Source organism: Vulcanibacillus modesticaldus (genome assembly GCF_001730235.1).
Classification (GTDB): domain Bacteria; phylum Bacillota; class Bacilli; order Tepidibacillales; family Tepidibacillaceae; genus Vulcanibacillus; species Vulcanibacillus modesticaldus.
Genome location: NZ_MIJF01000056.1, coordinates 21,429 through 36,774 on the forward strand (window position 1 = coordinate 21,429; position 15,346 = coordinate 36,774).

The window sequence follows — 15,346 nt, forward strand, 5'->3', positions numbered from 1 at the left end:
TCACCCCATCAGCTAATTGGCAGGAAATACGTCTGTATTACTAGACTCGACATAAATTTGATCAGCAGCAATACTTTTCAGATATATCTTGGGAGATTTTTTGATCTCTATTTTACCTTTAACTATCAAATTACCACCAATATTAATGTTATTAACTTTATCAATCTTCAAATCGCCATCGTAGATCACTAAATCTCCTAAAACTGTAAAATTATTTAGTTTGTTAAGCTCCATATCCCCTTTAATATACGCATCACCGTTTACTGTAATGTTTGGTCTTTTTTTACCTTTTCCTTTAATCTTCAGCGGGCCTTCCACCCATAAATTAGTAAAGGTTACATTACTATCATACTTTTCATCTAAGCTGTCAAACTTAGAATAACTATTTTCGTTGTATCCAATCACAAAACTACTATATTTTTGAAAGATTAAATTAGCAAATAGGGTGTCAGAAATTCCTATTATATCCTGTGCTTGATAACTAGACTTAAAATTATTATTTCCATCAACTTGTGCTTCCGGATTGGTTTTACTACTTATTATTATCTTATTATTATCAAATATCGTAATATCAAAAGTCCGATAAGTTATTGCAATTTGACTATTAGATCTTTGATTAAAAAAATCGCCTTCAGTAGCATAAAATATTCTATTTTTACTTTTGTCAATTCCAGAGCTCAATTTAATATTAAATAGGGTTTCACTATTGACGCCGATCTGCTTTACTACTTCTTCTAACTGGTCTTCTGTTTGAAGATTATTAGCTTCAACTATAGCCTTAGTTATTTCAACGGCACTCTCAAGTACATAATTATTTTGATTCTTGAGGGTTTCTATCTCCATCTCCCGAGTATCATGTAAAATAGTATTCAAATAAGGGACAGTAAAGATTGTGGCAATCACGATAAATGCCAACACCATTATAAGAGCATACCCTTTTTCATTAGATAGATACTTCATTGTTATCACCTTTAAAATATTGCCCGTCAATAGTTCCAAATCGGGAAATAAATGTATCTGTTTTCTAATTTAACTTCGATATTTTTGTCGTTTACTGTACTTGATAGTTTAATAGTATATAGTAACTTTTTAACCGTTTCACCCTCTTCTTTAAGAAAAAAACCGGTAACATTATTCGAAAGTGTGACAGGAAAATTATCATTATAATATATTAAACTTGTACCATTTAATTCAAATACAAACTTTTCAGTCTGATCTTCCGATGAATAAAAACTATAACGGTTTCCAGTAACTTTTAGAAATGAATTCTGATCTGGAATATTGGTTGAATTTCGCACAACAAATATTAATTGTGCTTCGATCTTCTGTGCTTCTTTAAAAAGTTTACTCCTTAATGTTTCCTCTTGAAAATCATTTATCGTTTCCATAACTAAAGGCAAAGTGACTGCACTTATGGTAGTTAATAATGCCACAACTGCTAATACTTCTAATAAGGTTATACCATCGTTTTTGTGAAGAATTTTTTTTAACATTAAAACATCCCTTTACCACTAACGTTTTATTATCACACTTAAGTTAATAGGTTTGTAATTTATTACGTCACTTTTTGGTGCTAAACTAACACTAATTTTGTAGAGATTCGTTGGCTTTGTATTGATAATAGCAGAGAGCATACTATCTGGTATTAGATAATTTTCAATGGTAAATGATAATATGAAATCTGTTCCGTTAAGTGAAATCGGATAATTAGTTATCTTGACAGAGCTTGGATTAGAAATATCAAATGATTCTCCTCCAATATTCACAGATAATTGATTTTGTCGCAACCCCGATTTTAATTCTTCAATAATGCCAGTGGCAACAATTTTGGTATCTAATTGTTTAATATTTTCCTGATTTGATTTGTAACCTTGAAAAAATAAGTTAGTAAATGGTATTAGAACCACCATCAAAAGTGTCATTGCCGCCAATAGCTCTATTAGAGTTACTCCTTTTTCATGCTTCTGTTCCATATGTTTCACCATTTTCCCAAAGCTAATCTTCTAGCTCTATCACAGGAGTTATTTTATTTGATGGAGGATAAGTGATAATAGGTTCTAAATCAGGAATTTTACCTTGCATATCTGGAATATAAAATATATCAAATGTTAACTCATAGATAGGACCGTCCTCATCCACAAAAAAACCTAATTTTTTTAAATTAATCAATCGATCAGCTTCATAGATATTTTGAATAAATGATCTTATCTGCTCGTATTTATCACTAGTTACCATCATATTAAAAGTCAATGATTGATAAATTGTATTTTCTTCATTTTTTTTCCGACTATCTTGATTCTTAACATCGTCATCATCATTAAGATTTAAGGATATTAAGTTGATTTTGTCTGCTTTGGATATTTGATAGAAAAATTGAAATAACTGAGGAATCCCTTTAGAACCGGGCAAACGATAATAAAAACTATCGATATCATCCTTTGTTGGTTCTTTCTTCATTTTAGCTAGCTGTTCAGTAATTAAAGTTAAATATTCTTGTTCTTTCTTAATTTCCTGTTCAACAGCATAAATACCTTGATTCAAAGCATTAATCTTATAGAAATAAAACCCTCCTAAAGCTATAAAAAAAATTCCAATGAGAATAATCGCTTTTTTAGCCTCATTCATTATATGTAGCTCCCTTCTTATAAAAGGACTGAAGGTCTATTTTGATTTCCATATTAAATTGCATTAATTGGCCACGGTCACTTTTTTGATTGGATTGTAAATCTAAAGAAAATTCACTTTCATTCACGCTTTTAATACTTATATCTTTCACCCAGTATAACTCATTAAGGAGTTGAATATATTGACCAATAACTTCAAGAGATGGAAATTCACCTATAAGATTAATAATTCCTTCTTCTGACCATTCAACAACATAAAGATATCCATTACTTGGTAATAATCTGCTCATATCATCAATTAAAGGGACCAGATTAACATGTTTTTTTATTAACGAATTGTAATTGGCTAAATAAGCTGAAAATAGTTGTGAATCTTCTTTGTTTTTATTTAATATCTTTTGTTGTTGTTCACGTTGCTTCTTTATTAGCTCTAATTGTTGATTTTTGTCAGCTAAAATTCTGGATTTTTCCCAAATATGCCAACTTACCAAAGAGCTAGTAGAAATTATTAAAATAGCCGCTATGATCGCAATAGGCCACAAAAATTTTTTTGTTGCTGGTATTTCTGGTAAAAGATTAATTTCCATTTTCAACTACCGCCTTTCTCAAGAAGAGACCAATACCAACTTCATACCCCTTATACTCGTCTCCTTGTTGAGACAGTTCACTATTTTTGTAAACTAATGGATTTACGCTTATATCTAGCCTCTCTTTTAATAAACGATAAAAATCTTCAGGAAAATCTATTTCTGAAGTAATCCAGCAACTATTTATTTTTTTATCCCGGTTATTTAAAGTATATTGATAAAAATTTATCGCCCGTTCAATCTCATAGGCAAAGTCAGATATGAAAGGTTGATAGTTTTCGGAGTTGGAGACTTCCATCGGTATATGTCTTGTAAATGCCAAGATTCCTTTATCTAAAATATGCGCATCTACTCCATGCTTAGTAACATTCACCAATAATAACGCATCATCAGATTGATATGGATACAGGTGAGAAAATAATCTATATAAGCTTAAAGCTGGGATATCGATTACTTTTGGCTTCATTTTGTTTTCATACAACACATCAACTAAAGGAAAGATAAATGAACCTGGTGCCGCTACCAAAACCACTTGGATCGCCTGTTCACCCACTTCATTAAAAATCGGTAAATCGGATTTTACTTTAACTAGATCAAATATTGGATTGTTAAAAGGAAGGTGAATTGAATATCCAAGCTCATGTTGAACAATTTGTTTTAAATCCTTGACGGGTATATCCGGCATTGTTTGATGACGAATGATTACTATGGAACTAGGGATAACAATCCGCACCGTTTTTGCCTTAATATTGTTAGATTCTAATTGTTCCAATAGGAGATCTTTCCATTTTTCTTTATCTAAAATTCCATTTTCAACAACATTGTTCTCAACTGTGGATACGTGGTGGATAGCAATAATATCATCATTTTTTGTTGTAACTTCAACAAATCTTATAGTATAATCATCGAATACGATTGCTAGTTGTCTCAACTTTTTACTGAAAAATGTCATAAATAATCCACCTCATCTATCTGTAGAAAAAAATAAGACTATATAACCAATGTTAAATACCAACGCCAAATTTCTTCACCATAAAAATAGGTGATGATTGTTCCGATAAAAATAAAAGGACCAAAGGGAATCATCTGCTTACGTTGAACTTTTCCAGTAATTAGAAGTATTCCTCCAAAGATTGCACCGATTGCCATCGATAAAAATAATGCCAGTAGAGTATTCTGCCATCCTAAGGCCAGGCCAATGAAGAAGAATAACTTAATATCGCCGCCTCCCATTCCGCCTCGACTTAAAATGGCAACTAATAATAGAAATCCACTTCCGACAAATGCACCAATCAGATAGCTCCAAATAGCTTCAGTATGTATCCATAAACGTAAAACAAATAACAAAACAATGCCTGGATAAGTTAAGCGATTAGGAATAATCTGATATTTTAAATCACTTAGGGTAACAGCAATCATTAACATTACAAATGGATAACCGATAACCAATTCTGTATTGTATCCAACAAAATAAGGTAACAATAAAAAAATAAAAAGAGTTAATAATTCTCCTAATGGGTAAATTGGAGAAATCTTCGTACCACAATAACGACATTTCCCCTTAAGTCCAATGTAACTTAATACTGGGATCAAATCTAGTACAGATAAACGATGTTGACAAATTGGACAATGGGAGGGTGGAAAAATAATAGATTCTTTTTTAGGAACGCGTAAAGCCACCACATTTAAAAAAGAACCAATAAATAATGCTAAAATACTATAAAAAATCCAAAATAATAGATTCATAGTTTATACCTCATTTTTAAAAAATAATGGTAGGTGCCAACATATTATAGAAGGTTGGCACCAAAGAAATAGTATTAGTTAGTGATTTTTGATTGGTATTTTGTATCGTTTGCGTTACCATCTTCATATATTATATTAGGTTCATCTCTGGATATATAATCATCTGTTTCATAACCATCTGGTAGATTCTTTAAATACTTCGCTGTGATTAACTCACCAACAGTAACATCGTCATCACTAGGTGTCATTATAAAATACCTTTGGGCAGCATCTAAAATAATTTCACCACTTGCATCTTCTGCTTCACTACTCGCATTTTCAATCTGATTTAAAACTACAGGAACTGCCACGCTTGCTAAAATACCTAAGATTACAATAACAGCAAGTAACTCTACTAAAGTTACACCACGTTGGTTAGATAAATGTTTATGAACTGTCTTCCTCATTCATTTCACCTCCCTCATCTAGTATATCTTATTGTGGCCTAGTCAGGATCGCACTGTAGGCCACTTAAATCTATTAATATCTTATCCTATCATGTTATAAATACCAAACATCGGTGTCAACACTGCCATAATGATCGTGCCGATAATCACCGTCAGTAGTATTATCATCATCGGTTCAAGCAGTGCCTTTAATTGATCTGTCATCGCCTCAACATCAGATTCGTAAAAATCGGCTACCTTATTTAACATTTCTTCCAATGAACCCGTTTCCTCACCAATGGCCATCATGTGAATAAGTAACGGAGGAAAAACACTATAATTCTTAAGAGGTTCATGTAACGATTTACCCTGTCTTAGACTATCCATCGATTCCCTAATTGGTTTTGCGATTGCCTCATTATTAACAACCTGACTTACCATCGTAAGCGCCTGCAAGATAGGAACTGCACTAACTAGCAAAGAGCTGAGCGTTCTTGAAAATCTAGCAATCGCTGCTTTTTGTAATAGTTTACCAAATACCGGCATTTTCAATTTAAAATAGTCTAAGTAATATTTAGTCTTTATGTTTCTATCAAGTAAGTTATAAGTTATGACTATTAAAATACCAAACCCTAATAGTAAATACCATCTATTTTGAATGAATTGACTTACTCCAATAACAATTCTAGTAGGTAGAGGTAGCTCAGCCCCAAAATCAGCATACATCTGAACAAAAGTCGGTACTACACTTACCATCAAAAATACTGTAACAAATGTCGCAAAAATCGTTATAACTATCGGGTATGTAAGTGCCGATTTAACCTTTTTTCTAGTATTACTTTCCTTTTCAAGATAAGTTGCCACACCATCTAATGTTTCATCAAGATTACCAGCAACTTCTCCTGCTTTCACCATATTTACGAACATGGTTGGAAATACCTTTTTATGAACTGCCAAAAGTGAAGAAAATGTTTCGCCATTCCGCAATCCAGAATCTATCTGCTTCAAAATTTTTTTCAATCTTTTATTCTCTGTTTGCTCACTAAGGATATATATTGCATCAATAATTGTTACACCAGCCCTAATTAAGGTGGTCAGTTGTCTAGTAAAAACTACTAACTCCTCAATCTTTACTACTTTACCGATTTCAATTTCTTTCTTTAAGATGCTTTGTTTTTCTTCTTTTATTTCTAAGGTGTATAATCCTTTATTTCTAAGCAATTTGATAACTTCTTCTTTACTGTTACCTTCGATGGTCCCTTTTTCACGTTTTCCATTTTGATTAACCGCTAAATATTGATAGACCATCCAATTCACCTACTATCCATTCCAATTTAACAAATACCGTTTAGCACTTTGATCACTGATTTTGCCCATTAGTACTAACTCTTTCAAAGCTGCCTCCATCGTCTGCATTCCAAAACCTTTACCTGTTTGCATTACCGTCTTGATTTGATGAACCTTCTCTGATCGAATTAAGTTGGCGATAGCTGGTGTGTTAACCAGGATTTCCATAGCGACAACTCGTCCCTTTTCATCAAACGTCGGTATTAAACGCTGTGATACAATACCAACCAATACTGAAGCTAATTGAAGTCTAATTTGTGGTTGTTGGTAGGCTGGAAATACGTCAATAATCCTATCAATCGTATTAGCTGCATCTGTTGTATGTAAAGTTGCCAATACTAAATGTCCTGTCTCTGCAGCAGTAATAGCAGTAGAAATCGTTTCTAAATCACGCATCTCACCGACTAAAATGACATCAGGATCCTGACGTAAAGCTGACCTTAAGGCAGTTGCAAAACTATCAGAATCAACTCCTATTTCCCGTTGATCTACTAATGATTTGTCATGGCGATGTAAGTATTCAATCGGATCCTCAAGGGTAATGATATGTTTTTGTTGAGTCCTATTTATCAAGTTAATCATCGCGGCTAGGGTAGTAGATTTACCACTTCCTGTGGGACCAGTTACCAAGATTAGGCCTTGTGGTTTATCCACAAAAGTTTTCAAAATAGGTGCTGCACCCAATTCATCTAAATTAGGTATTCTTGTTGGAATTACCCTAATAGCTAAACTAATAGTCCCACGTTGCTTGTAAGCATTAATCCTAAATCTAGATACGCCCGGTATTCCGTAAGAAAAATCCAACTCACCCTTGTCCAAAAATTCCTGATATTGGCTTTCGGTCACTATTTCCTTAAGATATGATGAGGTATCTTGGGATGTCAACGTCCGTTCGCCAATTGGAACTAACCTGCCATGAATTCTCAATGTAGGCTTAGCCCCCACAGTTATATGCAAATCCGATGCCTGTCTATTAAATGCCTCTAGCATCAATTCTTTTATCCCTTGTTGCAAGTTATCCACCTCAATCATTCATAGTCACCCTCATTACCTCTGCAATTGAAGTAATTCCTTGTTTTACTTTGATTAACCCATCTTCTAATAAAGTGACAAAACCATTTTGCTGCAAATATTTACGATACTCTGAATCTGGTTGTTTTTCTACCACCATCTTTTTTATCTGATCGTCTAATAGAAGCAGTTCATGGATTGCCACCCTTCCTCTATAGCCTGTCATATTACATTTAGGACAACCTTTACCTTTAACCAATCTTTTATTGTCTACGTTATATCGTTCTAGTAAAACTTCCTCTTCGACTGAAGGGACATATTCGACTGCACAATCAGTACACACTCTACGAACCAACCTTTGGGCAACAACTCCAGTTAACGATGAAGAGACAAGAAACGGTTCAATTCCCATATCAATCAATCTAGTAATACTTGAAACAGCATCATTAGTATGTAAGGTACTTAAAACTAGGTGCCCGGTTAATGCTGCCCTTACGGCCATACTTGCGGTTTCGTGATCTCGAATTTCACCGACCATAATAACATCGGGATCTTGTCTTAAAACAGAACGTAATCCCCTGGCAAAGGTTAACTCGATCTTTTCATTTACCTGGATTTGATTGATACCTTGTAATTGATATTCCACAGGGTCTTCAATGGTAATAATATTGACATCATCTTTATTTAATTCATTAAGCGCACTATATAGTGTCGAGGTTTTACCGCTACCAGTCGGACCAGTCACTAAGATTAACCCAAAAGCTTTATGAAACATTTGTCGATAGAGGTTGGCATTAGTTTCAGTAAAACCTAGGTGTTCAATTTTCTTAATGGCTTGGCTTAAATCTAAAATCCTTAGTACTACCTTTTCACCATGAACTGTTGGCAAAGTTGATACCCTAACATCTATTGGACGATGATTAATTTCCAATTGGAAACGTCCATCTTGAGGCAATCTTTTTTCAGCTATATTCAACTTACTCATTATTTTTAACCGTGCAGTAATAATTCCCTGTAAGTGTTTAGACAATATTTGTTCTGTTCTTAAAATACCATCAATTCTAAAACGTACACGTAACTCATTCTCCTGTGGGTCAAAATGAATATCGCTTGACCGTTGTTGAACGGCGTTTTGAAGTATTTGGTTAACCATCCTACTAACTGGAGCATCTTCCGATTGAATTTGCTCATCTATCTCATCTTCTTTAGGAAGATGTTCCATAATCTCATTTACGGTCTGTTGTATTCCATAATAGCGATCAATAATTTTAGCTAACTCATCCTTTGAAGTGATAACTGGTTCAATTTGAAATCCAGTTGTCATTCTCAGATCATCAATCGCATAATAATCAAGAGGATCTGCCATAGCAACCGTCAATTTATTGCCATTTTTTTTAATTGGAATAACTTGATATCGTAGTGCTAATTGCTCTGGAATAATTTGAACTATACTTCGATCGATTTTGTATTTATATAAATTAACATGGGGAATACCTAGTTGAAACTCTAATACTTCAATCAGTTGCTGTTCTGATATGATTCCTTTGGAAATCAGAATATCTCCCAATCGTTTCTTGGTTTGTTTTTGTGTTTCTAAAGCATCCTCTAGCTGTTTTTTTGTAATTAATCCTGTTTCAACTAAGATGTCTCCTATTCGTTTTTTTACCATTTTTATCCACCCATTCAATTCCCCACGGAAGGTAAATTGTTTTAATAATTAAACATTAACAGTTAGATATCTAGGTAAATAATACTATTTTTTGCTAACAAATGAAACATCAAAAGATAATTTTAAAAATATTATTAAAAAAATTAATTTTATAACTTTTCGTTATCCCACTTGTCCGCCAATTGGTAAGCCACTTTCCAAATATCTCCGGCACCCATCGTTAGGATTAGGTCATTTGGCCTAGATACTTCAGAAAGATACTCAAGAACCTCTTCTTTTGTAGGAAAAAATTTAACATTTGGATTGCTGTTTTTCTTTATTAATTCAACTAATTTTTTAGCATTAATTCCTTCAATTTGATTATCCCCTGCTGGAGAATAAATATCTGTAATCACAACTTCATCAGCTTCTGAAAAGGCACGACTAAAAGCATCCAGAAGGAAAAATGTCCGTGTATATCTCTGTGGTTGGAAAACTGCAACAATTCTCTTTCCAGTTGCTTTTGCAGCACTTATAGTTGCTTGAATTTCAGTTGGATGGTGAGCGTAGTCATCAATTATCACCCTTTGCTTATGTTCAGCAATAACTTGGAACCTTCTTTTCGCACCTGTAAAATCTTTAAGGGCTTCAGCAATTCCTGAAAAAGGAATTCCTATTTCTAGTCCAACCACAATTGCCGCTAACGCATTTAAGATATTATGTTTTCCTGGAATAGAAAGTTTTACATTCCCAAGTTTTTTACCACGATAAACAACGGTAAATATTGAGGTTCTGTTTATAAACACAAGATCCTTAGCAACCATATCAGCATTATTATCAAATCCAAATGTAATAGTCTTACCTTTTACATCCGGTAGCATTTCCCTTATGTAAGGATCATCATAACAAACAATGGCCAGTCCTTCTGGTTTTAATTGATTTAAAAATTTTCGATATGCCTGTTTTAAGTTTTCAAATTTTCCACCATAATTCTCCAAATGATCGGCTTCTATATTGGTAACTACACTGATATATGGATAATATTGTAGAAAAGAGCCATCACTTTCATCAGCCTCTGCTACTACATAATCACTTTTTCCAGCCTTAGCATTACTGCCAATATTTAAGACCTCTCCCCCAATCACAAAAGTTGGGTCTAAATTGTTACTCTCCATAATCAAAGCAATCATTGAGGAAGTAGTTGTTTTCCCATGTGCCCCAGCTACAGCAATTCCCTTTTTTTCATTCATAATCTTAGCCAACATTTCGGACCTGTGGATATATGGAATATTTTGCTTTTTTGCCGCCAATAATTCCACGTTATCATGTGGAATGTCTGTTGAATATACAACTAATTCAGCACCTTCAATATTGGACTCTTTATGCCCAATAAAAATGCGTGCCCCCCTAGCTGCTAATTTATCAGTCAAATCCTTTTTCATCACGTCAGAACCACTAACATGATATCCTAAATCAAGCATTACTCGAGCAATTGCACTCATCCCGTATCCGCCAATACCAATAAAATGAACATGTTGAGCTGTATTCAACCTATTCACCAACCTTTAAACTCTAAATGTTATCGTTGTTCTATTAACTATGGATCTTTTTATATTCTTCTAATAGATAACGTCTTACATCGGATATTAAATATAGCGACCCTGTAATTACTACCAGATCTTCTTGATCAGCCATTTGCAGAGCTTGTTTAACCGCATCACGCCAATCAGGATTTAAGATTACTTCTTTTGTAGGAACAATGGTACTAATAACTTTTTTTATATCTTTTAAATCTAAAGCCCTAGGATTATCTGGTTTCGTAATAATCAATTGATCAGCTATAGGTATAAAATTCTTAAAAAGATCCTCAATTGCTTTATCTTTTAATACTCCTGTTACCATAATCAAACGGTTATATTCAAATAATGATACTGTTTCCCCTAGACTTAACGCCCCTTCTGGGTTATGTGCTCCATCAATTATTACTGTAGGCTTTTCTGAAATAATTTCAAAACGTCCGGCCCAAAAAGTATGTTTTAACCCTGAATAAACCGCTTCTTCCTCAATTATAAAAGCATAATACTGTCTCAATATTTCTAATGCCATTAAAGCTACAGCAGCATTTTTGATTTGATGCGGACCTACCATTTTTATTTCAAGATTTGGCATAGTTAAAAATGGTCCTGTAAAATCAAATTTGCTACCTAGATGATTCATTTTATGGGTTTTTATAAAAAATTGTTCATTTAATTGATATAGACTAGCTTTTTTTGATTTAGCAATATCCTTTATTACTGACCTAGCTTCTTCATTTTCTACTCCAGATACTACAGGAACACCAGGCTTGATAATCCCGGCTTTTTCCATGGCAATTTGCTTAATATCATCTCCCAACAAATCCATATGATCAAAACCAACGTTCGTAATCACCGATACTATTGGATACACTACATTAGTTGAGTCAAATCTTCCACCAAGTCCAGTTTCCCACACAACAATATCTGGATAAGCAACACTAGCAAAATATAATATTGCTATAGTGGTAACAACCTCAAATTCAGTGGGACTCCCTAGTTCAGAAACTTCTAGTTCTTTTACCAAAGGGATTACACGGTTTAACATTTCGACTAAATGTTCCTCGGAAATATCTTCCCCATTTATTTGTATCCGGTTTGTAAACTCGATTAAATATGGAGAAGTAAACATTCCTACCTTATATCCTGATTTTCTCAAAACATTACTGATAAAACTTGCTGTTGAACCTTTGCCGTTGGTACCAGCAATATGCAGAAATTTCACCCTCCGCTCAGGATTTCCTAATCTCTCTAACATCCATTCCATCCGCGAAAGTCCCGGTTTAATTCCAAGAGTTTTAAGGTTATGAATCCATTCAATTGCTTCATCCTTAGTCTTGACCTCTTTATACTCCACCCTATCCACCTCTTAATTATAGTTTATGTTAAGCTAAAGCAGATATTTATGGGAGGACGAACCCAAGGTTCGCCCTGTTTTCCTATCATAATAAATTAGTAATCTTAACCTTTTAACTCTTTTATTCTTGCTAAGACTTTATTTCTTTTTTCTATATAATCCTTTTCTTTCTCTCTTTCTGCCTCTACAACTTTTTGCGGAGCTTTCTCAACAAAACCTTTATTAGCTAGTTTTTTCTGAACACGTTCTACTTCAAAATTAAGGATTTCTAATTCTTTCTCTAGCCTACTTACTTCTTGTTCAATATCGATTAATCCTGCTAAAGGTAGATAGATTTCTGCTCCTGTGACCACCGCAGACATTGCTTGTTCAGGTGATGCTAATTCAGTCGATATTTCTAGACTTTCTGGGTTACAAAATCTAATAATGTAAGCTTTACCTTTTTGAATGGTCTCTTCACTTGCTTGACTATTAGGTTTGATCATTAATTGTATCTTCTTGCTCAATGGAACATTAACTTCAGCCCTAATGTTTCTTACTGAACGAATAACATCCATCAATAGAGTCATTTCTTCTGCTGAGGCAGGATTATAGAAATCTTCTTGGTATTCTGGCCAACTAGCTACAGTAATACTTTCTCCTTTGTGAGGTAAATGCTGCCAAATTTCTTCAGTAATAAATGGCATATATGGATGTAATAGACGCAATGTGTTATCTAACACATAGGTTAATACCGACTTAGTAGTATTTTTAGCTTGCTCATCATCACCATATAATGGCAATTTAGCCAATTCAATATACCAATCACAAAATTCATCCCAAATAAAGTGTGTTAATACTCTTCCTGCTTCTCCAAAATCATATTGTTCTAATAGACGGGTTACCTCTTTTACAGTTTCATTGAAGCGATGAAGAATCCATTTATCAGCAGTAGATAGTTCCCCAGATAAATCTATATCCTCGACACTAAAATCCCCTAGATTCATAATAGTAAAACGAGAAGCATTCCAAATCTTATTTGCAAAATTTCTTGCCGCTTCAACTCTTTCAAAATAAAATCTCAAGTCTTGACCTGGAGTAGTACTAGTAGAAATCATGAATCTTAAAGCGTCAGCACCATATTTATCTATCACTTCGATTGGATCAATACCATTACCAAGGGATTTAGACATTTTTCTTCCTTCGCTATCCCTTACAAGTCCATGAAGATAAACATCTTTAAATGGCATTTGATCCGTGAACTCAAGTGCTGTAAAGATCATACGTGCTACCCAGAAGAAAATAATATCATATCCTGTAACTAATAAATTAGTTGGGTAGTATCTGTTTAGATCTTCCGTTTGTTCAGGCCATCCCATGGTTGAAAAAGGCCATAATCCAGAGCTAAACCAAGTATCTAATACATCTTCGTCTTGTTTTAGATGTTGATGACCACATTTTGAACAAACAGTTGGTTCTTCCATCTGTACATGTATTTCACCACAGCTCTCACAATACCAAGCTGGAACACGATGGCCCCACCATAGTTGTCTGGAAATACACCAATCCCTAATATTTTCAATCCAATTCAAGTAAATCTTTTCGAAACGCTCCGGTACAAAACGAACTCCCTTACCACTTTTTTGTAACTCAATCGCCCGCTTAACTAATGGTTTCATCTTAACAAACCATTGTGTTGATAAATATGGTTCAACAACTACGCCAGTACGCTCACTATGTCCAACAGAATGGATATGTTCTTCAATTTTGAATAGAACACCTTGCTCTTGTAAATCCTTTACGATTTGTTTACGACACTCAAATCTATCTAAACCACGATATTTACCAGCATTTTCATTCATATGTCCTGATTCGTCCATAACTAATACCCTTGGTAAATCATGACGTAAACCAATCTCAAAATCATTAGGGTCATGAGCAGGAGTGATCTTAACAGCACCACTTCCAAATTCACGATCAACATATTCATCTGCAACAATTGGTATTTCTCTTCCAATAATCGGTAGTACAACAGTTTTTCCAATTAAATCTTTATAACGTTCATCATCTGGATGTACCGCTACAGCTGTATCACCTAACATAGTTTCTGGACGAGTTGTAGCCACAACTACATGACCACTACCATCTTTTAATGGATATCTCATATGATATAAGGCACCTTTGACTTCCTTATACTCCACTTCAATATCTGATAAGGCAGTCCTTGCTTGTGGATCCCAGTTAATAATATATTCACCACGATAGATAAGCCCTTTTTCATAAAGACTTACAAAAACTTTTCTTACTGCCTTTGAAAGTCCTTCATCCATCGTAAAACGTTCTCTAGAATAGTCTAAAGACAAACCTAACTTAGCCCATTGTTCACGAATGGTATTGGCATACTTGCCTTTCCATTCCCAAACCTTTTCAAGGAATTTTTCTCTACCTAAATCATAACGACTGATACCTTCCTCACGTAATCTCGCTTCAACTTTAGCTTGGGTAGCAATACCCGCATGGTCAGTACCTGGTAGCCAAAGGGTATCATAACCTTGCATTCTCTTCATTCGCGCCATAATATCTTGAAGCGTAAAGTCAAAAGCATGGCCCAGATGCAACATTCCTGTTACGTTTGGTGGTGGAATTACAATCGAATATGGCTCCTTACTTTGATCCTGACCTGCTTTAAAAAAATCATGTTCTGCCCAGTAGTCATTCCATTTCTTCTCCACATTTTTCGGGTCATAGGTTGTAGGAATTTGTTGTTCAATTTTTTCCATTTTTTATCCCCCCTAATATTAATAAACAAATAATTATTCCATAGAGCAAAAAAACACTTTCCATCCCAAAGGACGAAAAGTGTTCGCGGTACCACCTTTATTCATGGCATAAGCCATGCACTCTTTCTTAACGGATAAAACCGGTCTGTTCTACTCGACTTACGCATCAAACAGACTACTTAAGGGCGACCTTCAGTAAAGAAACACCTAGAAAACCTCACAGCTAAATGGCTTTCCTCTCTTTAGGGTTCTGTTACCTACTCCTCCC

Annotated in this window: 14 protein-coding genes and 1 other annotated feature (1 of these 15 running past the window's edge); all 14 genes read right to left on the reverse strand. The window is 34.3% G+C overall.

The annotated features are described in order from the left end of the window. Nucleotides 1-12 precede the first annotated feature (12 nt). Nucleotides 13-960 carry a hypothetical protein gene (locus BHF71_RS09135; protein WP_069657352.1) on the reverse strand — a complete coding sequence of 316 codons (948 nt, stop codon included), beginning with the start codon at nucleotides 958-960 and terminating at the stop codon, nucleotides 13-15. 26 nt (nucleotides 961-986) lie between these two features. Then, nucleotides 987-1,493 (reverse strand): type II secretion system protein, encoded by a 507-nt coding sequence (locus BHF71_RS09140; RefSeq protein WP_069657353.1) that lies wholly within the window; start codon nucleotides 1,491-1,493, stop codon nucleotides 987-989. An 18-nt stretch (nucleotides 1,494-1,511) separates the two neighbouring features. Next, a complete protein-coding gene (locus BHF71_RS09145) occupies nucleotides 1,512-1,973 on the reverse strand; it encodes a type IV pilus modification PilV family protein (protein ID WP_069657354.1) in 462 nt (153 codons plus the stop codon). A 22-nt stretch (nucleotides 1,974-1,995) separates the two neighbouring features. After that, nucleotides 1,996-2,625 carry a type 4a pilus biogenesis protein PilO gene (gene pilO / locus BHF71_RS09150; RefSeq protein WP_069657355.1) on the reverse strand — a complete coding sequence of 210 codons (630 nt, stop codon included), beginning with the start codon at nucleotides 2,623-2,625 and terminating at the stop codon, nucleotides 1,996-1,998. Then, complete coding sequence (locus BHF71_RS09155) at nucleotides 2,618-3,211, reverse strand: hypothetical protein (protein ID WP_069657356.1); 594 nt, start codon at nucleotides 3,209-3,211, stop codon at nucleotides 2,618-2,620. The genes pilO and BHF71_RS09155 overlap by 8 nt, the downstream gene beginning before the upstream one ends. Further along, nucleotides 3,201-4,163: a type IV pilus biogenesis protein PilM gene (gene pilM, locus BHF71_RS09160; protein ID WP_069657357.1), complete on the reverse strand. Its 963-nt coding sequence runs from the start codon at nucleotides 4,161-4,163 to the stop codon at nucleotides 3,201-3,203. The genes BHF71_RS09155 and pilM overlap by 11 nt, the downstream gene beginning before the upstream one ends. Before the next feature lie 38 nt (nucleotides 4,164-4,201). Beyond that, on the reverse strand, nucleotides 4,202-4,957 hold the full coding sequence (locus BHF71_RS09165; protein WP_069657358.1) for a prepilin peptidase: 756 nt from the start codon (nucleotides 4,955-4,957) through the stop codon (nucleotides 4,202-4,204). Between the two features lie 74 nt (nucleotides 4,958-5,031). Further along, nucleotides 5,032-5,403 carry a type II secretion system protein gene (locus tag BHF71_RS09170; protein WP_069657359.1) on the reverse strand — a complete coding sequence of 124 codons (372 nt, stop codon included), beginning with the start codon at nucleotides 5,401-5,403 and terminating at the stop codon, nucleotides 5,032-5,034. A gap of 81 nt (nucleotides 5,404-5,484) precedes the next feature. Then, nucleotides 5,485-6,690 carry a type II secretion system F family protein gene (locus BHF71_RS09175; protein WP_069657360.1) on the reverse strand — a complete coding sequence of 402 codons (1,206 nt, stop codon included), beginning with the start codon at nucleotides 6,688-6,690 and terminating at the stop codon, nucleotides 5,485-5,487. Between the two features lie 12 nt (nucleotides 6,691-6,702). Continuing rightward, the gene (locus BHF71_RS09180; RefSeq protein ID WP_069657410.1) at nucleotides 6,703-7,743 is read right to left on the reverse strand and encodes a type IV pilus twitching motility protein PilT; all 1,041 of its coding nucleotides are present in this window, start codon (nucleotides 7,741-7,743) and stop codon (nucleotides 6,703-6,705) included. 10 nt (nucleotides 7,744-7,753) lie between these two features. After that, a complete protein-coding gene (locus BHF71_RS09185) occupies nucleotides 7,754-9,409 on the reverse strand; it encodes a GspE/PulE family protein (RefSeq protein WP_176717348.1) in 1,656 nt (551 codons plus the stop codon). Nucleotides 9,410-9,558: 149 nt separating this feature from the next. Next, complete coding sequence (gene murC, locus BHF71_RS09190) at nucleotides 9,559-10,938, reverse strand: UDP-N-acetylmuramate--L-alanine ligase (protein WP_069657361.1); 1,380 nt, start codon at nucleotides 10,936-10,938, stop codon at nucleotides 9,559-9,561. Nucleotides 10,939-10,981: 43 nt separating this feature from the next. After that, entirely contained in the window at nucleotides 10,982-12,319 is a 1,338-nt protein-coding gene (locus BHF71_RS09195) for a bifunctional folylpolyglutamate synthase/dihydrofolate synthase (protein ID WP_245683851.1), read from the reverse strand. Nucleotides 12,320-12,423: 104 nt separating this feature from the next. Further along, on the reverse strand, nucleotides 12,424-15,078 hold the full coding sequence (locus BHF71_RS09200) for a valine--tRNA ligase (protein ID WP_069657363.1): 2,655 nt from the start codon (nucleotides 15,076-15,078) through the stop codon (nucleotides 12,424-12,426). Nucleotides 15,079-15,143: 65 nt separating this feature from the next. Then, nucleotides 15,144-15,346, reverse strand: a binding site (T-box leader); it runs 15 nt beyond the window's last position.